We start from the raw sequence: 21,212 nt of genomic DNA, 5'->3' as shown, positions 1-21,212 counted from the left end.
TCTACCAAAATGAATAAGTTTTTAATACCGTTGACCTTCATGTGTGTGCACGTTGCGCATGCGCAGGAATCCAGAGAATTGAAAGGAAAGGTTCTGGATGCGGTCACGCTAAAACCTGTCGTGGGGGCGACAGTTGTCGTTGAAAGTTCGGCAGTAGCAGAAGATATCGGTGTACCTAATCAGGTGCAGCAGTCGGCATTGGGTTCATTGACCGATGCGGCTGGAGAATTTCGCTTAAAAGTGCCTAGTAATTTAAAATATGTAACGATTAGCTATGTCGGGTACCAGCGTATTCAGGTGCCGGTATTTCAGGATCATAAGACAATCTTGCTTCAGCCAAGTGGTGAATCTTTGGATGAGGTGATCGTAACAGGTTATACGGATATCAAAAAACGTAAGAATACGACGGCTTACAATAAAATCAATGTCGCTGATATCAAACAAACAGGAGTTTCATCGATCGACGAAATGTTGGCCGGTCAGGTCGCAGGTTTGCAACTGAGTAATTTTAGTGGCGGCCCCAATAGTGCTCCTCAGATTCGTATCCGTGGTACAGTATCACTCAATGGAACACAAGATCCATTATGGGTAATTGATGGTTTGCCCATTGAGGGAACTGAAATGCCTAATCGAATTGATAAGGACAACCTCAATAGCTTGACAAATCTTCCTATTGCGGGTATCAATCCTGATGATATCGCCGATATTACAGTATTAAAAGATGCAGCGGCAACATCGATTTATGGTGCCCGGGCAGCAAATGGGGTCATTGTGATTACCACAAAAAGAGGTAAATCTGGTCCCGCAAAATTGCAGGTCTCAGCAAATACCTTTGTGACCGAACGCCCAGATTACAACAATCTCAATCTGATGAATGCTGACGAGAAGGTTGACTTTGAGTTATTGATGGCAAACCGCACGGATCTAAATTATCGTACGAACAAAGGTGCGATTATGCGGATACTAAACAAAGCAGATGCACTGGATGCTTATCGTTCGGGTGGTTTAGCGGCTTTGTCGCCGGACGTGCAGCAGTCAATCAATCAATTGCGTTCACAACAAACAGACTGGGGGAAAGAACTTTATCGTCAGGCGCTGAATCAGCAGTATTCTGCATCTATTTCGGGTGGTAATGACGGACATCGCTATTATTTGTCCAGTGGTTTGTACGATGAAAAAGGAGCTACGAAAGGTGTAGATCTACGCCGCTATACATTGACATTAAATAACGATTTTAATATTAATGATCGATTTAAAGCAGGTATTAATCTAATGGGGACGGTTTCAAACCGACAAAATCCAATTCAGGATCGCGATGCTTTTACAAACCCAAGTTATTATGTGCGTTCGGTTAATCCTTATCTGTCGGTCTATGATCAGTCAGGAAAGTATAACTATGATCCCGATATTGAAGGGTTTGAGGGCGATACTTATATTCCTTTTAATGCGGTTGAAGAACGAGAAAATACCAAATATACATTTACGAATAAAGGACTTAAGGCGATTAGCTATTTGGAGTACACCATCCTGCCACAACTATCATTACGAACCGAATTCGGCTTGCAATTTGACGAGAACGGATCGGAGAAATTTGCGGATCAGGAAAGCTATAATACACGTAAATTACGTGCCGGTACGCGCTATTATGATGCTGCCAGTAAGACAAATAAATATTTCTTACCTGTAGGCGGGACGGTGGAAAATACCCATAATAGTATTTTCCAATACAATTGGAAAACTTACCTCAAGTACAATAAAACGTGGAACGATCGCCATGAATTGGAAGTAATGGGAGGGACGGAGTTACGAAGAAGCAAAAATACAATGGTGACTACGAAGGGGTTTGGTTATAATCCAGCAACATTGACTACCCAGACGATTATTTTTCCAAATAGTACCTATCAAAATGATTCTAGGTTTGTGCAATATAAAAAAGCATTTATCGAGAACTCATATGCTTCTTTTTATGGTAACGCAACATATACACTGGATCGTAAGTATAATGTGTATGGAAGTATTCGTTACGATGGTTCAAACATGTTTGGTGTGGATCCAAAATATCGATTTTTACCAATTTGGTCACTTTCAGGATCGTGGAATGTGCTAGAAGAAGAGTTTATCAAAGGAAAAACAGCCTTGTCTGATCTTCGTGTACGTGCTTCTTACGGTATCCAAGGGAATGTGGACCGTAATACCTATCCTTTTATTGTCGGTAAATATGGTAATACCACGCTTCTTCCCGGTAACACTGAGGGGTCTGTGGTTGTTGATATGCCTGCCAATGATAAATTACGTTGGGAACGTACTCAATCCTATAATGCCGGAATTGATTTGGGGTTATGGAAAAATCGATTAAACATTACAGTCGACTATTATAACAGAAAAAGTACAGATCTCATCGCATATAGTGCACTGCCTTTGGAAAATGGTTTTCAGAATGTGCAGGTTAACTGGGCTTCAGCACGTAATCAAGGTATTGAGTTGACGATTTCAAGCCGTCAGATTCAGACAGATAAGTTTTCTTGGTCAACGGACTTCAATATTGCACACAACAATAATAAATTATTGAAAGTAATCAACAATCCAACGGCTTATGCGCCAGAATCTCAGGCTGGTCGACCAATTAATGGTTTATATGTATTGGAAACTGCTGGTTTGGACAAAGATGGTGTGATGCAGTTTAGAAACCAGGATGGTTCTGTTGCGAGTATGGAAGAGTTTTATGGGCTCTACGATCCTTGGGCTGATTTCTTGCCAGGATATACTTCTCAGACAGATATGTCGGCGGCAACTTATCGTTCCAAGTTTAAATATGCTGGTAGTAAAGATCCTAAATTCATTGGCGGGATGACCAATCGTTTTCGTTATGGACAATTTGATTTGGCTATCTCTGCGGTATTTAATTTAGAACGCTGGGCGAGTCGTACGCCAACTTACAATCCTGCCAAAGTAGATCGTGGACAGAATTATACGAAGGATCTGTTGATGGCCTTGCAGGGTAAAGCCGCTTTACCAGCATTGGGAAGTATCAATTCTGAATTAAACGAACGCTGGATGGCCTATGCCTGGATGGAAAGCAACGACCCAATTAATTCGTTTAAACAATATGATATTTGGGCAAAGAAAATGAGTTATATCCGCATCAATAGCATTCGTTTAGGCTACACCTTACCGGCTGCACTAAGTAAAAAGATTGGTACAAGCAATCTACGCGTGAATGTAGAAGGACGTAACCTGTTTGTTTTTGGAACAAATTACGATGGGTATTTTGATCCCGAAACTTATGGCGATTATTATGCGCAGCCAATCAGTAAATCGTTTGCCTTTGGTCTTTCCGCAAGTTTTTAATTTTTAATTGATTTATAACATGAAGAAAATAATTTATTTTGGAATGATCATGACAGCGAGTGCATTGTCTTCCTGCAATAAATATTTAGATATACAACCCGTTGGGACGGTCATCCCTGCCACGGAAAGTGATTTTAGAGGACTGATGACAAGCAGTTACCTGGGATTCCCTACACATAAGTCCTATTTGTCTTTGCGTACGGATGAACTATTGTTGGATGAAAGTTCGACCGATGCCGCTAGAACCAAAGATATCTATCTTTGGAACGATCAAAATCCTGATGCGACAACAATTGCTTATCCTTATTTGGCATTTTACAACAGTATTTTTTATGCCAATCAAATTATCAGTACCATTGATGACAAATTAGGAAGTAATGCCACGGTAGATCAGATTAAAGGGGAAGCTTACCTAATGAGGGCTTACGCTCATTTTGAGTTGTTAAATCTTTACAGTGAGGTCTATTCGGCGAGTAATGCAGGGCTTCGGGGTGTTCCTTTATCGACAAAGATTGACCTGGAACAACGTTTTGTTCCCGCGACCATTGGAGAGTCTTATATGCAGATCCTAACTGACATGGAAAAAGGGACAGCGTTACTGACTGTCGATGATCAGGCAAAAGGTGTTAATTATCGCTTTAGCAAACGCGCTGCTTTTGCAATGGCCTCACGCGTTCATTTATACCGCGGTGAGTGGCAGGAAGCAATTGATGCCGCTAAAAAAGCTTTGGCTATAAATGACAAATTGGTTGATCTCAATGTTGCTGGAAGCCTACTTCCGAATGATTTTGAATCCGCAGAGATGATTATGGCTTTGGAAAAAGTATCTGTTCCTGGAGTACGTACAAGTTCCTTTATTTCACCGGCCTTATTAGACAGTTATTTAGCAGGCGATTTGAGAAAAGGTCGTTACTTCCAAAAAAGTGGGGGCGATTATGTATCTCTCAAAGGTGGAGACAACCGTTTTAACGTGAGTTTTAGAAATGCTGATCTTTATTTGACGATGGCCGAATGTTATGTTCGCCTGGGAAATACAGCAGAAGCATTAAAATATCTGTCTGCTTTAAAGAAAAACAGATTTACCGCAGATGCCTATGCCAAAGAAACGAAGGCCGACGCAGGTTTGTCAAAGGAGCAATTGCTAGATGCGGTTCTGCTGGAACGCAAGCGTGAACTGGCGCTAGAGGGATTACGCTGGTATGATCTAAAACGGACGACAAGACCGGCGATCACACACAGTAGTTTCGGTAGGACGGTAACCCTGCAGCAGAACGATCCACGTTATGTGATTCGTTATCCACAGGAGGCAATCAATAATAATCCCGATCTGTTAAAATAATCGATTTTTTTTTATCCTATATATATTAATCCATTTTCTTTTTTTGGGGAAATGGATTTTTTATTACATTCAACCCATGGGATGGAAAATACTGATTGTCGAAGACGAAGACTGGGCTTTTGTAGGCTTAAAGGAAATGTTGACTGCGCTCTATGGAGAAAGCGAACTGATCTTTACCAATGCAAAAGAGGTTCAGGAAGCGGTGACGACGATCAATAGAAATCAATTCGATCTGATTTTTATGGATATCCACCTGATGGATGGGCTGAGCTTTGAAATTTTTAAACAGGTATCGATCGATGTGCCACTGATTTTTACGACTGCTTACGAACAATATGCATTGGAGGCCTTCCAAAATAAGGGTTATGCCTATCTGTTAAAGCCTTTCGATAGCGACGAGTTGGCGGAGATCATGAAACGTATCGAACCGCTACTACCCAACGTAGAACCTCGGCTCAAACAGCGCTTCCTAGTGAAATACGGTAATTTTTTAAAGTCGCTGGCCATTGCTGATATCGCCTATTTTATGGCAGAAGACAAAGAGCTGTATGCCGTAGAAAAAGGATCGGGAATTGCATATATTATTGAAGATACCATCACACATCTCCTTTCACAGGTGGATCCAACAGTTTTCTTTCAGATCAATAGGAAATTCCTTGTTCGGATAGATGCCATCCAGTCCATGTTAAAGATTAGTCGAAATCGAATCAAGTTAGAGCTAATGCCTTCAACCCCAGAAGGAATTGTCGTCATTGTTAGTGAGGAACGGTCCCCGAAGTTTCAAAAATGGCTTGATCAATAATGGTGAATTAGCTAACGAAAAAATATTTTTCTATACATATTTATAAATTAAATAGCTGAATATTAGTGTTTTTTGTTTTTAGTTCTTAAAATCTAGTAATTCAATGGGTATCGGCTCCATTAATGCCTCCAGTGCACCTTTGATCGTGTTGGATGGTAGTCCCTATGCAGGAGATATTAACTCCATCAATCCGAATGACATTCAGTCCATCTCTGTTTTAAAAGATGCAGCATCAAGTGCACTTTATGGTTCCAGAGGGGCAAATGGGGTGATTATCATTACCACAAAGTCGGGTGTGACTTCCGATAACACCAAGATTAATCTCAATTTTACACAGGGCTATTCAACACGTGCAGTTCGTGACTATGATCAGGTGTCGACCGATGAATATTTTCAACTCTATTGGGAAGCTTTAAGAAATAAAAACCTATCAAATGGCCTTACGGCAGAGCAAGCGGCGTCCAATGCAAGTAAGACCGTATTGACAGATTTAAATATTAATCCTTACGGCAGTCAATACCCACAGCCGGTCGGCGTAGATGGTAAATTGGTTGCTGGAGCAAAAACGCTTTGGAATGATCCATGGACCGACGTATTGCAACGTACTGGGGTGCGTACACAGGCAGACCTCGGATTTAGCGGTGGTAGTGCAAAGAGTACCTACTACATTTCAGGAGGTTATCTCAATGATCAAGGAATTGCAATTGAATCGGGCTTTAAACGCTATAATCTGCGTGCAAATATTGACAGTAAAGTCAAGTCTTGGTTAAATGTAGGCCTGAATATAGGTGGTAGCAGTACACAACAAAAATACTCGCAGTCTGAAGACAGTAATACGGCTAATATTATAAATTTTACGAGACTGGTCCCGTCTTTTTATCCGTACTATGAGCGGAATGCGGATGGCTCATATGTCCTTGATGGAGCCGGAAACAAGATTTACGATTTTGGAGAATATCGTCCAAGTGGTGCGACTCCACATAATAATCTGGCAGCATCTCTTCCTTTGGATCGAAATGATATCCGCCGCGAAAACCTATCTGCACGAACCTATCTGGAAGTGTTGTTTTCTAAAAACTTAAAGTTTAAGTCGACTTATAGTCTTGATTATCTCAATGGAAATACGCACGACTACACTAATCCATTGTTGGGCGATGGTGTGAACACCGGGGGGTATGTGTATCGTTCAAACGTACGTACGGTCGCACAGACCTGGAATAATTTGCTGACCTATGAAAAGCAGTTTGGTTTGCATTCCCTCAATGTATTGGCCGGACAGGAATACTATGATTTTAACAGCAGTAATATAAATGGTAGCAGACAACAGTTTGTACTTCCTTATTTTGACGAACCTGCTGCTGCATCTCAACTTAATAATTTTACAGGATCCAGTGTTGATTATAGGTTACTGAGCTTTTTGGGAAGAGCGGAGTATAACTATGATAACAAATACTATTTTTCAACTTCCTTACGGACAGATGGATCATCTCGGTTTTCGCCGGATAAACGTTGGGGTACATTCTGGTCTGTGGGCGGCTCATGGAAACTGAAGCAGGAGGATTTTCTGAAGGATAATACAACGGTTAATCAGTTAACCGTCAGAGCGAGTTATGGTGGACAAGGAAACGATAATCTGGGAACCTATTATGCTTATAAAGGACTTTATACCATTGCAAATAGTTTGGGTAAAGGCGGGACGTATACCGGCAGGCTGGCTACGCCGGATCTAAAATGGGAGTCGAACCTTAATTTGAATGTGGGGGTTGACGTATCCGCTTTTGAGAACCGGGTGTCGTTAAGCGTGGAGTACTTTAACCGTCGAAGTAAAGATTTGCTATTTACAATGCCGATGGCTTATTCAACAGGATATACAGGCTATGATGCAAATATAGGAGCGCTGAAAAATACAGGTGTCGACGTGGATATTCGTACTGTCCCGGTTCGAAATGAAAATTTTAAATGGAATTTAGACGTCAATCTTTCGCATTACAAAAACAAGATTACAGCTTTGCCAAAAGACAATAAACCGATCATCACGGGTAATAAACTCCTGCGTGTAGGTGGAAGTATCTATGATTTTTATCTGCCGGAATGGGCTGGAGTAAATCCAGATAACGGTCTGCCGCAATGGTATACTGCTGATAAGGACGGTAATAAAACAGGTGAAAAAACTTCGGAATACAGTAAGGCCGGTAATTTTATTGCCGGAACTTCATTGCCAGATCTTGTCGGCGGGATTCAAAACAGTTTCACCTACAAAAATTTTGATTTGTCTGCTTTATTGAGTTTTAGTTTGGGTGGACAGATATTAGATAACGATTATATTCAGCTTATGCATAGCGGTAATAATCCAGGACGCGCTTGGTCAAAGGAGATCCTCGAGCGCTGGACGCGTGAGCATACGCAGACCGATGTGCCTAAATTGACAACTGATAACTTGAATTGGACTTCTTCGTCCACACGCTTTCTTTACAGTGGCACTTATGCACGCCTTAAAAATGTAAGTTTAGGTTATCGATTACCTTCGGATTTATTGAAGCGGATAGGTGTAGAAAAACTTCGCGTCTTTGCAACAGCCGAAAATCTATTGACATTTTATGGTCATCAAGGAATGGATCCAGAACAGACGGTGAATGGGGCGACCTATTTTCGCTATCCGGCAATGCGAACAATCTCTGGTGGTATTCAGCTTGTTTTTTAATGCCTTATTGTTAATCTGAGAATTTAAATGAAAATCATGAAACTAAAAATTGTATATATCATATTGGCGCTCTCCCTAGTAAATGCATCATGTAAGGATGCGCTTGAGCTGGATCCGACGACCGCAGTGCCTGAAGGTGAAGTTTTTAAAAACACCGACAATGTTGCTACGGTGATCAACGGTACCTGGAAGTATTTAAATGATACCTATTTTACCTATGCTAATCCGGGATATACAGCGGTAATGCGTACTAGTGATGCGATGGGAAGTGATGTGGCGGTGACCACCAAATATGGCTATCGTGATGCTTATGCCTTTACCGAATTGACAAATAATCGATCAAATCGTGTCAATTCTTTTTGGATTATGTTGTATAAGGTGATCGATAACATGAACAATGTCATTGCAAAGGTAGATGGGGCCGAAGGCTCTACTGAAACTAAAAATGTGTTAAAGGGAAGAGCTAAAGCATTACGTGCATTTTCCTACTTAAATCTGGCCACATTTTATCAGTTTAGTTACCTCAAGGACAAAAATGCGAAATCTGTTCCGATTTATACCGAACCCAGTACACTATCGACTGAAGGAAAATCAAGGTCAACACAGGCAGAAGTGTATGAACTTATCTTGAAAGATCTCAAAGACAGTGAAAGCTTGTTGGCTTCTGCTGGTCGAGCGGATAAATACGAAATCAATGCAGAGGTTGTTTATGGTTTGCTCGCTCGGACTTATCTGCAGGTTGGCGAATGGAAACTGGCCGCAGCGTATGCTGAAAAAGCAGCTCAGAAGTATAATTTAATGACTCCGTCAGATTATCAGGCGGGTTTTAATGATCTTGGAAATAGCGAGTGGATTTGGGGGCATCAGCAGACTAACGAGCAAAATGTGGCAAGTTATACATTTCATTATTTGGATGTTTCGTCAGCTGGATCTTATTACTATAGTTTTATGGCCGATCCTTATTTTAAAGATTTATTCGATACCAGTGATGTGCGTTACGCTTTATTTGAATGGGATAATTTACCCGGTCGGGAGGGCTTTCTACGGTATAAGAAGTTTAAGTTTAAATCGAATTTGATCGGTGACATTGTGTATATGCGTGCTTCGGAAATGGTTTTGATCGCTGCCGAGGGGTACGCACGGGCTGGTGAAAAAGATAAAGCAGTAGCAGCCTTGAATAAGCTGCGTGCAGCGAGGAATGCAAAGCTGTTTTCAGGAAATGATACGGATCAATTAATTGCAGCGATCCTGATTGAAAGACGAAAAGAGCTTTGGGGGGAAGGATTTGCCCTGTCGGATATTCTTCGGACACAAGGAAAGGTTGCACGAAAATCTTATGTTGATGCAGACGGCAAGCCTATTCAAGTCCAAATTGTGGGTGCAGATGGCAAACCGAAGCTAATGAACGGGCAGGGGCACCGGGTTATTAAGTTTCCTAATGGATCTAATTTTGTGGAAAATAGCCCTTATTATTTGTTTGCTATCCCATACGAAGAGACTGTGCGGAACCCGAATCTGTAAAGTTAGTTGTTGGTTTATTATTGAAGAAATCCGGTGTACCCTGTGCATCGGATTTTCTTTTTTCCCGCTCGCCCTTCTTCTTAGGCTGTATATTGTGGTTCCTTATGTTGAAGAATGCTTCCTTTTTTTAGTGTCGCCCTGTTGGCCCTGCTGCGCGTTGGGCTCTTCTCGATTTAAAGGTTGTCATCTTTTTTCTCTTGTATGTTGTTTTTTCAGCTGGCTTATCGTGTTCCTGTAAATTTGGACAAGAGATTGCGTCGGTAAATAGGGTGAGGGTTAGTTTTCCACATTATGTTAATAACGCTGTTGAAAACCTGTTTAAAAGAAAAATACAGTTATTAACAGTACTTATTAACATTATGTTGATAACCTTTCTTTTTCTTCTTTTTGCTTTTGTTCATCCAGATGATGTATCCGGTGATGGGCAAGGAAGCACAAAAGAGACTGGCAAGGCAAGCGATAATTTTTGTTGTGAGTCCACCGATGGCACCGGTATGAATATCATAGTTAAGTGCACCGAGCTTATCCCCATACTGCAATTCGTTGCTGGATTTGACTGCTGTAAGACTGTTTTCTTCTTTATTATAATAAAGCCAGTCAAATACACCACTTCGTTTTTCATGATGTCTCACCTGTATATCCATTGCTGTTTCGGTCTCTTTTTTTAGTCGGATCGACATCATTTCAGCATCCGGATAATTTGTCAAGGCATACCGCAGCGCATTGTCCTGAAATTTCTTTTCCACAGCGGGCAAGGGTATAGGGGAGCTACGTGTGGAAGAAGCTGTTGGCGACTGCAATAAATTGAATGTTGCGCTATAGGTCTTTTTAAAATCCGGAAAAGCAAAAGCGAGTCCCGTAATGGCAAAAATCAATCCGATAAATAAACTGTAAAATCCGATGACATTGTGGAGGTCGTGGTTCAGTCGCTTCCATTTGACTTTGGTATCTAACCAAAAACTGCGCTTGAGATTCTTGCCCTTCCATTTTTTTGGCCACCAAAGAACAATACCACTAAGTAAGATAAGGACAAAAATGACCGTTGACCAGGCGACGATAGGGTGGCCATATTGCTTGCCCAAGAGGAGGTTTAGGTGAAGCTGAAGCACTAACTGAAAGAACTCTGTTTTTGAATTCTCTACTTGCTGTACCTGGCCAGTATATGGATTGATGAAAACTCGTTTGTAATAGCGGTAATAATTCCAATGGCCAAATGCTTTTTCGTCCGTTTTTATGGCACGAAATACCCAGGTACGATTCTTCGAAGGATAGAGATCAACCCGCGTGATTTTTTGATTTTTTTTGAGGCTTTTCTGTGAGCTGTCAAGAAGTGTGCTTAATGGTAGTGGAGTTTTTGAGTGGATGGTTGTATCGGAGATAAAATATTTTTCAGGATAAGCCCAGAGCTTGAGCTCATCCTGAAAGGTGTATATGCTGCCCGTCAGGCTTAGGATGAATACCACAACTCCGGTGATGATTCCGAGCCATTTATGCAACCAAAGAATGACGGTCTTAAACATATTAAAATTTATAATTGATGTTAAATGAGGCCAACATACCTTGTCCTTTGACGTATTCTTCATTTAAGGCACGATATTGACTGACAACAGGGTAATAGTTTTTATTGAATAAGTTTTCTACACCCATACCGATAGACCATTGTTTGTTTACTTGGTAATTTCCATTTAAGTTAAATAGGTCAACAGTTTTAACGGGGCCTTCACTGTTTTTGTAGACGCCTTTATCGTTTGGAAGAAAGCGATCCCGGGACCCGGTATGTACCCAAAAAAGCTGAAAGGTTAAGGGTTTGATTGGCGTGTAATAGATGTATCCCGTTGCTTTGTCTGGCGAGATCCGTGAACCATTGAGGTAGGATTTTGATCCATCGTCCTTTTTTGACTTTCCTTCCACATAGGCATAGGTTCCACCGATGGTCAATTGAGGCGAAATATGAGCGCTTAATGCAATTTCGTAACCATACACATCTTCTGGAAGACGTTGTGGCATCAGGTAACCGCCAATGTCCACCAGTTCAACACCCATTTTTGAAGTACTGTAGTAATAAGATGCTGATAGCTGGAAAATGCTGTAATTGCTTGAGAATCCGATTTCGTAATTATTGGTGATAATAGGATCAGTTTTTAGGCTATCTAAATCATTATCTGTTGCCCGACGTACAATACGGCCAAGTTCATTGATCGCGAAACCTTGAGAGAAACTCACGAAGGGATTAAAGATCGCGAATTTGTTGTAACGCAAACCTGCATTGAAGGTCGCTCCTTTGTAGGGGATATTGCCTCCTTTTACAGCAATACTTCCTTCGTTGTTGGGACCTGTAGCGATGGTATTGAAATCCTTTATTTTGACTGTTGCATTTTCATAACGTACACCGCCTTTAAAGATTAAGTTTTCTAGGAAATCAATTTTTACCTGGGCGTATGGAGCAACGTTTAACATATTCATATAGGGAATATAGACCCTGCCATCGGTCAGATTTTGATCCGTAACATCATTTAATAAATCCACACCATAGGTGATATCCGCATTGGAACCCAATACCTGGAAAGGTGTGTTTAGGTTAACGCGTAGGCCTTTTTTCTCCGAGTTGATCTGTGTTTGTCCCGGACCGTACCATGCAGAGGCTTTCTCAACATAACGGTTCATGGATCGAAATGTATTGTAGTATGCAGAAGCAGTTAAGGATGTCGAAGCGAATAGATTACTTTTAGTATAGGTCAACATGGCATTGTGGTTATACGGAGTTCCGGCAGGTTTACCTGGATCATCGCCTTTTACGCCTATCGTTGGCGTTTGACCATATACACCTGTTTGGCTGATGTATCTGTTGTGTTGGTTACTTCTGTAGAAGTTGTACACTGCTGTAATATTGGAACTACTATCGATACGGTATCCGGCCTTTAAAAATGCATTGTATTGATAGTTGTTCGAAAGACCGTCTGTCTGACCAAGGGGAACTCCGTCGCCATCGCGCTGCAAGCCAACGTAATCGGCCGAACCGCTAACGGTATAATTCCATCTGTTTTTTTGTCCGTACAAGGTTTGTCCTATGCGATATCCCATGGTGCCGGCGCTGTGTACGGGATTGAATGTTGTTCGTAGACTGGTGATTCCTTGGATAGCTGCAGCGTCTTTGGAGGGATTGCGTGTAATGTAATTGATAATCCCGCCTGCCGATCCATTTCCATAGATGGATGTGGCACCTTTGATAACCTCCACGCGCTCGATGACACTCGGGTCAATGGTCCGGAGATCACGTTGTCCATTCATCAAAGGTGTAGATTGCGGAATTCCATCGATCAACACCAGTACAGATCGCCCACGCAGTGTTTGTCCAGAATTGGTCGCTTTGTTGGTTGAGGTTCCCAAGCCCGGGATGGTATTACCCAAAATTGTGGAAAGATTGGTGCTTATCTGACTTTGAGCTTCGATTTCTTTTGTGGTTAAAATAGAAACTGAAGAAGGAACAGTTGAAATGTTTTCCGCTTTACGTCCAGCTGTTACGATAATTTCATCTAAAAGTTGAGTAGAATTGAGCTGAAATAACAGGGGCTGTTGAACGGTATCTAAATTAACCATTTTTTCAACCGTTGAAAAGCCTGTATAAGACACACGCAATTGAATGGGATTATTCAACGGTCTTTTGGCAAAAATGAATTGTCCAAGTTGATTAGAATAGCCGACGTTTTTTCCGTCAACTTTGATATTCGCTTGACTTAATGGTTTATTGTCACTGTCCTTGACAATTAGGGATAATTCTTGTGCATTGAGTTGAGCGCTTAAAAGCAAAAGTATTCCACTGCTGAACATTGTATAGCATGTTCTATTTTTCATGGTAATTTATTTAGATTAAATATAAATTAATGCGCAAATATAGTTTATTTTATCATTGTGCCGACAGCTATACGTTATTTTTTTGATTTTTATAGATGTTAGGTCGTGATTTTCAAGTTCATTTTGTCGCACTTGATGCATATGAATTGGTAAGCAAATGTTTACGGGCAGGGGTTTACACGAATTGAATGCTTTATTAAAGATTTATTGATCTTGGATGATTAATTTAGCATACTGTTTTTTGTGTGTCGCAGGCTTAGAGATTTTAACGTAATTATAAATTCATGAGAAGAACATTTTTTGCTTTTTTTCTTTTTGTTTCGTCGTACTCAATCGTCGTCGGACAAAAAATCCACTCACTCGCGTTTGCTTCTCCACAGGCGATGCGAGATTATTTTACCTATGCTAGCGACAAAAAAATTGTCAGTGGTCATCGGGGAACGATTGAGGCTGGGCTTCCAGAAAATTCGATTGCGGCATTTGAGGCCGTGCTGCAAAAAACAACGGCTATTTTTGAAATCGATCCGCGTTATACCAAGGATAGTGTTGCTATTTTGATGCATGATGCGACATTGGATCGAACCACAAATGGAAAAGGAAAAATAGCAGACCATACCTGGGATGAATTGCGTAAACTGAAGCTAAAGGATCAGGCTGGAAATGTGACCAACTATGGTATTAACACACTTGATGAAGTTATTAAATGGGCAAAGGGTAAAACTATCCTCAACTTAGATAAAAAAGACTTACCATTGGCGGCTACAGCAGCAATACTAAAAAAATACAATGCCTACAGTTGGGTGTGGGTTACGGTACATAATACTGAACAGGCAGCGTTTTATTTGGCGCAGAATCCAGAACAGTATATGTCCATGCATATCAAAGATCAAGCTGCATTGGAGAAGTTTAAATCCGCTGGATTACCCTACGACCGTATGATTGTCTATATCGGGCCAGAACTAAAGGATTCCAATCAGGCGATGTATCAATTTTTCAACAGAAAGGGTGTGATGTGCATGATTTCAGCAGCACCTACCTACGATAAATTGAAGACAAAGGCAGAACGTGCCGAGAAGTATAAGGCCATATTTGCGGAAGGAGCCTCCATTCTTGAGTCTGATCTTCCTATGGAAGTTGGCGAAGTAATCGATTCGTTTTGACGAATTATTATCAATCCAAATCGATATTGTCATCTAAAAATTTAAGATACTTAGGTGATTCATCGTCAAAAATGTCTCTTCCTTCCATCATATAGGCGCGGAGAAGATATTCCTGGGCAGACTCGCTATTATTGTCTTCCAAATAGCACTGTCCTAAGCGCAGCATGATAAAAGGGTTTTCATAGGCATTTTCGATAATGTTCTGTTTTGCCTTTTCAAAATGGGAGAGTGCATTGCGAAAATCGTCCATTAAGAAAAAGGCATCTCCAATGGAAGCTTCGAGCCAGAGGCTTTCCGCATGAACATTTTGTGGACTAGGGACTAGATCAAGCGCTTCGGTCCACACCCGAATTGCTTCCTGATAGTTGCCTTCATCACATTGGATGTTTCCTTCCTCGCTAAGTTGGTCTATTCTGTCTAATGTTTGATCGTCCATAGCATTTTATTCTTTAGAGTGCTATACGAAGATAAGAAATAATAATAAAAAAACACCTGAAGCCTAAGCTTCAGGTGTGAACTGATTGAAATACCGAAGTTTATTTATTCCACCATAATTTGGTGCTGATTACATCATCTCCTTGTCGTGAAAGTGCAGTTTGATAATTCGTCTTATTGGTACTTTGTTCTTTTAATGGATACACCAAACGGCTTGGGATTGTGCTGCCTACCTCAGGAGTGAAAGTATATGTGACAGGTTTGCCTTCTACTGTTCCGGTCCATGTAATATCACCTTTTTTGATTAGGAATAACGGATACCCTGTTCTTCTGATTTCGGACCAAGATTCGATGCTTTGGTTGAAAAGTGCTAAGTACTTTTGAGAAAGCACATTTTCCTTATTCGCAGCAGGAAGTTTACTCAAATAGGTTGCTACTTCATCAGAAGACACGGACCATTTTTCAAGAGATGCCCGAACACCCTTTTCGTAATTTGATTGATCCCAGTTATTGTTTTCCGCTAAAATAAAGGCTACTTCCGCATATTCCATAAGTACTTCCCCATAATCTGCAGCGTTGATAATGTCACTAGGCAATGATATTTTGTCTACAGGAAATAGATTGCCTGCTGCTAGGGGGAGACCATAGGGTTGGCCGTAGTAAATATTTCCTGAGCTTGTCGGTTTGGCAAATTTTGACAGACGTGGATCGGCAATTTTAAAGGGACCGCGGCTGCCCTGTAAAGTCTCAACAATCACATTAGAAATTGCAAAATCTTTTCTGTTGGCAGTTACCGTAGCTCTAAACAATGGTGCTTCATTTGGTGATGTTTTGGAGTATTTAAATATCGCATTATCATTGTTGGAGGTGAATATACCTTTTTTGATGGCATCGGCGATATGTGTCGTTGCCAAAGCTGCATCTTTACCTTTGATTCGATTCGCAACACGTAGACGTAGCGAATTGGCGAATTTTGCCCAGTTAGTATTTGATCCTTTATAAATAATATCAGCTGTTCCGAAAGTCGTGGCTGTTGGATACTTTGCTAGTGTATCAGCTGCCTGCTGTAATTCATTGAGAATATCTTTGTATATTTTCTCTTGACTAGCATATTTCGGCGTCAGGTTATCCGGGTCCTGCTGCAGAGCTTCAAAATCTGCATCTTTATTGCCATAAGATTCATATGGGATATCACCAAAAACATCTGTTAGCGACTGAAAAGCGTAAGCCTTGAGTATTCTTGCTATCGCAATCTGATTGGTATTTGTACCTGCTGTTCCTGCCGATGCAATCGCTTTAGTGGATTCATTGGTATTTAGCTTAATAATTTCATTTAAATTGTTAAGTGATTTGTAGGTCGCAGTCCAATAGTTGTCTGAATAGCTTGTTGGTATTTGATAACGAGATTGGTCTGTATAGATGTTCTGACTGAAATACTGAGCAAATAATTGAGCACCACGTAGGCTTACCTCTTCACTTCGTAATGCACTGACTAGCTGTTTCTCGGCTGTCACTAGAATTGTTGGCGTTGTGACAGAAGCAGGTCGATTTGGATCTGTATTGATATCGCTAAATGTGGATTTGGAGCACGAAGTAGCAATAAGCGATAGGCCAATGAATGAAGTATGTAGTATGTTTGATATTTTCATCTGTGTATATTTATTTATAAGTGCTTGTTCTGATTATCTATGAATCAGTTGCACTTGGTTTATCTTTTAAAGCTGATGAACGATCAGATTTATCCGGTTTGGATATTACGGAATAAATCATGATGAGTTTCATTCTTCTAAAATTTAAGATTAACGTTAAAGCCATAAGTAACCGGAAGAGGTATATTTCCACCTTCGATACCCTGCACATTTCCACCGCTGGATGTAAACTCTGGATCAATATATTTACTCTTGGTATAAATGTTCCAAAGGTTACGTCCGTATACATTCACGCCAATGTTTTTGATAATTTTGGGATTAGTTAATTTGAAATTGTATCCCAGCGTAACTTCCCTTAACTTAACATATGTTGCATCGAAAATTGAAAATGTTGTTGGGCCATTATATTCATTGCGCGCCCATTGTTGTGCGGTAATATTGGTGGTATTCTGCTGGATGTTACTCACATCATACGAACCATCACTATGGAATGCAACATCTCCCTTAACGCCATCGAGAACGACACCTGTTTCACGAATATTATTTGCAGCTGTCTTATCCAAAATACCCGAATACATACCAACTTTATAGGTTTGTGAGAAGAATTTTCCACCCACTCGACCCGAGACTAAAAAGCCTAGACTAAAGTTTTTGTAACGGAAACTGTTTTGGATACCGAAGGTAAAATCGGGTAGTACTGACCCTAAAGGAACCAACTGTGATGTTTTCATGTAGGTGCCATCTGCCTGTACAACGCGTTGTCCATCCGGAGCATAGACAAAGTCGTAACCCAAAAATTGACCATAAGATTCTCCTTCACGTGCAACGAGCTCGACCAAGGAATTGCTTAAGCTCAATGTATTGACCTGATCATCCAGTTTAATGACTTTGTTTTTATTTTTAGCCCAGTTGATTGTCGCATCCCAAGTAAAATTTTCGTGTTTGATAGGGGTACCATTTAAGACGACTTCAATTCCTTTATTATTAATTTTTCCAGCATTGAATACTTTTCCGGCATACCCGAATGATGATGAAACAGGAACTGGTAAGATTTGATTCCTAGAATTGTTGTTGTAATAGGTTACATCAAATCCTAGTCGATTTTTGAATAATTGTAGATTTACGCCTGTCTCCCAAGAGCTGGTAATTTCAGGTTTTAGATTAGCATTTGGTTTAGTGCTTGGAAGCCCATAGGATGCTTGTCCATCAAAGGATTGTTCGGGTTCGTAGACTTTATACAATTGATAAGGATCTGTGTCATTTCCGACTTGAGCCCATCCCAAGCGGATTTTACCAAAACTAAGCCAATCCAATTTTTTAAAGGCTTCCAATTGGCTAAAAACAAAACTACCTGTCAGGGATGGATATATAAATGAATTGTTGTTGGTCGGCAATGTAGATGACCAGTCATTACGTATTGTTCCATCTAAGTATAGAAAATCGTTGTATCCCAAAGAAAAGCTACCATAGATTGATGCAATGCGTCTATGGTATCGGAAGTTGTCAATTTTAACTGCATTGGCATTTTTCAGGTTATAGTAATTAGGAATAATCAAACCACCCTGTGTAATCGCGTAGTCTTGCTTCCGCTGCTGGTCACGGAGATTGGCGCCTACGTTTCCTATAAGGGAGAATTTATCCCAATTTTTCTTGGCGGTAGCCAAAAATTCGTAGTTGTATTCATTTAACTTATTGTTCGCTTCTTCGTATTGAGAAGTGCTTCGTGAGTATACCGCAATTCGATCTTGGGATTGGAATGAATAAATATCTCCATGTACTTTAGCTCCTAAAGTTAGCCAATTGTTTAAGTCATATTGTAAACCAATATTACCGTAGAAACGATCTCTATTGTCCTCCATGTACGACTCATAGGCTGACCAATAGGGATTATCAATAAAGCGGGTCGCCTCGGCGGCAGGCGTATTTTGCCATCCCGTTCGGTTCCAGGCTAACGGGGTTCCGTCTTCACGTTTGTAGTTTTCCAGTATTTTGTAATCGACTTGTACAGCTCCCCATTGGAATGCTTCCAGGATAATATTTCTATTGGAAGCACCTGTCCATGGACGGCCTACTGATGCATTACGGATATAGTTGAAATTCGAATTAATCTTCAGTTTACCTAATTGTGTACCTCCTGAGAAGTTAAACGTATTACGTCCCAAACTGGAGTTAGGTGTTGTTCCCGTTACATTTTTATTAGTGTAGGAAAAGCGATAATTTGTATTTCCGCTATTTCCTGCTATGGAAAAATTGTTGGTGTTGGATACACCTGTCCGAAAGAAATAACTAACATCATTTTTAGGATAAATCCACGGAGAAGGATTTAAATAGTTAGCCTCATCTTCAGGGTTTAGATTATACCATTGAAGCACAGGTGTGCCGTCCAGTTTTGGTCCCCAGCTTTCGTCTGCGGCGTAATCGACTGTTTTGTAGTCTGTTCCGTTGATGTTTTGGGTTTGAAAGCTTGTAGAATACCCTTGACCATAGAGATGTTGTCTTTTGGGTAATCGAACGATATTTTCAAAATCAACCCCAGTATTTAAGGAAATATCTATTTTTTCACCTTTTGATGCACGTTTGGTGGTAATCAATATAACTCCATTGGCTGCCCTAGAACCATAAAGTGCAGCAGCAGAAGGCCCCTTTAATACCGAAATATTATCAATGTCGTCTGGGTTGATATCTTGTATCATGTTACCAACGTCTTTACCGGCACTTCCGTTGATAGTAGAAGAAGAGTTTAGATCGGTATTATCAATTGGGGTACCATCAATGACATATAGAGGTTGATTGTTCCCCGCGATTGAGTTAATACCTCTCAGTAAAACATGGGAAGATCCACCCATATTTCCACCTGAGGTCGTTACTTGAAGTCCTGCAACTTTTCCAGACAAGGCACTGAGGGCATTGGTGGGACGCGTCTGAAGTTCAACAGATTTAACTTCCTGTACGGCGTAACCCAATGATTTTTTTTCGCGGGAAATACCTAAGGCTGTCACAACGACTTCATTTAGCTGTGAAGTCGTTGGCAGAAGTTGAACAGTCGTGAAACCTGTAGGATTGGTTTGAACAGTCCTAGTTTCAAAGCCAATGTATTGAATGCTGATGTTGAGTGAGCTTCCGGTCGAAGGGAACTCAAATAATCCATTTGCATCTGTTTGAACCTGCTTTTTACTGCTTGTTTCGGTAACTGTAGCCCCTTGGATAGGATTGTTGTTGTTGTCGACTACTTTTCCTTTTATAGTGGTTTGTGCGTATAGCGCACCAGTACTAAGACAAAGCGCGGCCATTACGACAAAATTTATGTTATTTTTTGCCATATTAATTATAATAGTGAGTTTATTGTTTGAGTTGGGTTATAGGAGATATTTGAAATTTACCTGTAAAAACATCCCCTTAGGACATTCGTTTTTCAAGGATATTATCTGTATGCTGTTTCATGTGTTAAAAAATGTTAATGCAAATATATAAAATCTACCTGATAACTATACTTTGTTTTTTTGTTTTTTGTAATTTTTGAGTCAGAATGATGAGATGTGGTCGTTAAAGGAGCGGGGAGGCTAATTAATCAAGTTCGTTTTCTTTCCGGAATACCTTCATATGTTCTATGCAATATGTTGCCTATCAGAATATTGATTGGCGGATACGAATCATAAACAGCGACGCACGAATTGTAAATCTTTGTATTCTTAAATAGGAAAGGGCAACATTCTTGTTCAGCCATTCCATGTAATAAAACGTATAACAAAATGATTATTTTTGGCACAAGAACAAAGGTATTAGCTAACAGATCGCAATCGGCGATTGGCAACTGTGCATATTGTGGTACTGCTCAGTCTCTTTTTGCATACAGACAAGTGAAGTACATTCATATTTTTTGGATACCCCTATTTCCATATGCCTCGGAGATTATTACCATGTGTACCCATTGCAAAAAGCTAAGTTATCAACGTGAAATCGACCCACAAACACTTCAGTCCATATCATCGGGAACTATCCGTAAAACACCTATTGGATATTTTGCGGGCTTAGTTCTGATTGGACTTTTTGTATCCGCTATTGTTATAGCAGGAATTTCCGGTGCAAAAAAGAAGGAAAAATACCTGAAAGATCCAAAGGTTGGCGATGTGTATGAGTTTTCTTATACAAAAGATGGAAAAACCATGCGTACGCTTTATCGCATCGCCAATTTAACGAAAGACTCTGTTATCTTTGACCTAAACGATTATGAAGCGGATAGCCGAAAGGGCCTACGCAAATTGCGCGAGCAACATGCAGATAGCTATTCTGAAAAGCAACGTTTATCACGAGCTGAACTTGAAGAAATGAAAAGTAAGATATCGAATATTGAAAGATTGTAATGATTATTTTTATCGTTGTTATGAACAAGCTTCAGCTCTTTACC

At 40.4% G+C, this 21,212-nt stretch carries 12 protein-coding genes; 7 read left to right on the top strand and 5 right to left on the bottom strand.

All coding sequences use genetic code 11. From position 1 onward, the window contains the following. Window positions 1–9 precede the first annotated feature (9 nt). The 5 genes from B4Z90_RS20390 to B4Z90_RS20370 all read left to right on the top strand — a co-directional run bounded on the left by B4Z90_RS20390 (window position 10) and on the right by B4Z90_RS20370 (window position 9,711). Window positions 10–3,348 carry a SusC/RagA family TonB-linked outer membrane protein gene (locus tag B4Z90_RS20390; protein ID WP_286803187.1) on the top strand — a complete coding sequence of 1,113 codons (3,339 nt, stop codon included), beginning with the start codon at window positions 10–12 and terminating at the stop codon, window positions 3,346–3,348. Window positions 3,349–3,367: 19 nt separating this feature from the next. Next, entirely contained in the window at window positions 3,368–4,687 is a 1,320-nt protein-coding gene (locus B4Z90_RS20385) for a RagB/SusD family nutrient uptake outer membrane protein (protein WP_286803185.1), read from the top strand. Window positions 4,688–4,763: 76 nt separating this feature from the next. Then, window positions 4,764–5,489, top strand: coding sequence for a LytR/AlgR family response regulator transcription factor (locus B4Z90_RS20380; protein WP_286803182.1), 726 nt, complete (start codon window positions 4,764–4,766; stop codon window positions 5,487–5,489). A 103-nt stretch (window positions 5,490–5,592) separates the two neighbouring features. Continuing rightward, window positions 5,593–8,190, top strand: coding sequence for a SusC/RagA family TonB-linked outer membrane protein (locus tag B4Z90_RS20375; protein WP_286803179.1), 2,598 nt, complete (start codon window positions 5,593–5,595; stop codon window positions 8,188–8,190). A 36-nt stretch (window positions 8,191–8,226) separates the two neighbouring features. Further along, a complete protein-coding gene (locus B4Z90_RS20370; protein WP_286803177.1) occupies window positions 8,227–9,711 on the top strand; it encodes a RagB/SusD family nutrient uptake outer membrane protein in 1,485 nt (494 codons plus the stop codon). Window positions 9,712–10,049: 338 nt separating this feature from the next. Here the strand turns inward: B4Z90_RS20370 and B4Z90_RS20365 are convergent, their stop codons facing one another. Together B4Z90_RS20365 and B4Z90_RS20360 are read right to left on the bottom strand one after the other, a co-directional pair. Then, window positions 10,050–11,231: a PepSY-associated TM helix domain-containing protein gene (locus tag B4Z90_RS20365; protein ID WP_286803176.1), complete on the bottom strand. Its 1,182-nt coding sequence runs from the start codon at window positions 11,229–11,231 to the stop codon at window positions 10,050–10,052. Window position 11,232: 1 nt separating this feature from the next. Next, window positions 11,233–13,563, bottom strand: coding sequence for a TonB-dependent receptor (locus tag B4Z90_RS20360; protein WP_286803174.1), 2,331 nt, complete (start codon window positions 13,561–13,563; stop codon window positions 11,233–11,235). A gap of 284 nt (window positions 13,564–13,847) precedes the next feature. Here B4Z90_RS20360 and B4Z90_RS20355 point away from each other — a divergent pair, with 284 nt between their 5' ends. After that, window positions 13,848–14,723: a glycerophosphodiester phosphodiesterase family protein gene (locus tag B4Z90_RS20355; RefSeq protein WP_070564822.1), complete on the top strand. Its 876-nt coding sequence runs from the start codon at window positions 13,848–13,850 to the stop codon at window positions 14,721–14,723. A 10-nt stretch (window positions 14,724–14,733) separates the two neighbouring features. Here B4Z90_RS20355 and B4Z90_RS20350 read toward each other — a convergent pair whose 3' ends face one another. From B4Z90_RS20350 to B4Z90_RS20340, 3 genes are all read right to left on the bottom strand, one after another. Next, window positions 14,734–15,159 (bottom strand): tetratricopeptide repeat protein, encoded by a 426-nt coding sequence (locus B4Z90_RS20350; protein WP_046673933.1) that lies wholly within the window; start codon window positions 15,157–15,159, stop codon window positions 14,734–14,736. 100 nt (window positions 15,160–15,259) lie between these two features. Continuing rightward, on the bottom strand, window positions 15,260–16,807 hold the full coding sequence (locus tag B4Z90_RS20345; RefSeq protein ID WP_070564825.1) for a SusD/RagB family nutrient-binding outer membrane lipoprotein: 1,548 nt from the start codon (window positions 16,805–16,807) through the stop codon (window positions 15,260–15,262). Window positions 16,808–16,944: 137 nt separating this feature from the next. Next, window positions 16,945–20,127 carry a SusC/RagA family TonB-linked outer membrane protein gene (locus B4Z90_RS20340; protein WP_070564828.1) on the bottom strand — a complete coding sequence of 1,061 codons (3,183 nt, stop codon included), beginning with the start codon at window positions 20,125–20,127 and terminating at the stop codon, window positions 16,945–16,947. Window positions 20,128–20,556: 429 nt separating this feature from the next. Between B4Z90_RS20340 and B4Z90_RS20335 the strand changes: the two genes are divergently transcribed. Further along, entirely contained in the window at window positions 20,557–21,168 is a 612-nt protein-coding gene (locus B4Z90_RS20335) for a hypothetical protein (RefSeq protein WP_286803172.1), read from the top strand. Window positions 21,169–21,212: the final 44 nt, after the last annotated feature.

The sequence above is a fragment of the Sphingobacterium sp. UBA5639 genome (genome assembly GCF_002421245.1).
GTDB lineage: Bacteria > Bacteroidota > Bacteroidia > Sphingobacteriales > Sphingobacteriaceae > Sphingobacterium > Sphingobacterium multivorum.
Note: the sequence above shows the minus strand (reverse complement) of the source record. Positions and strands in the feature narration are given on the sequence as shown.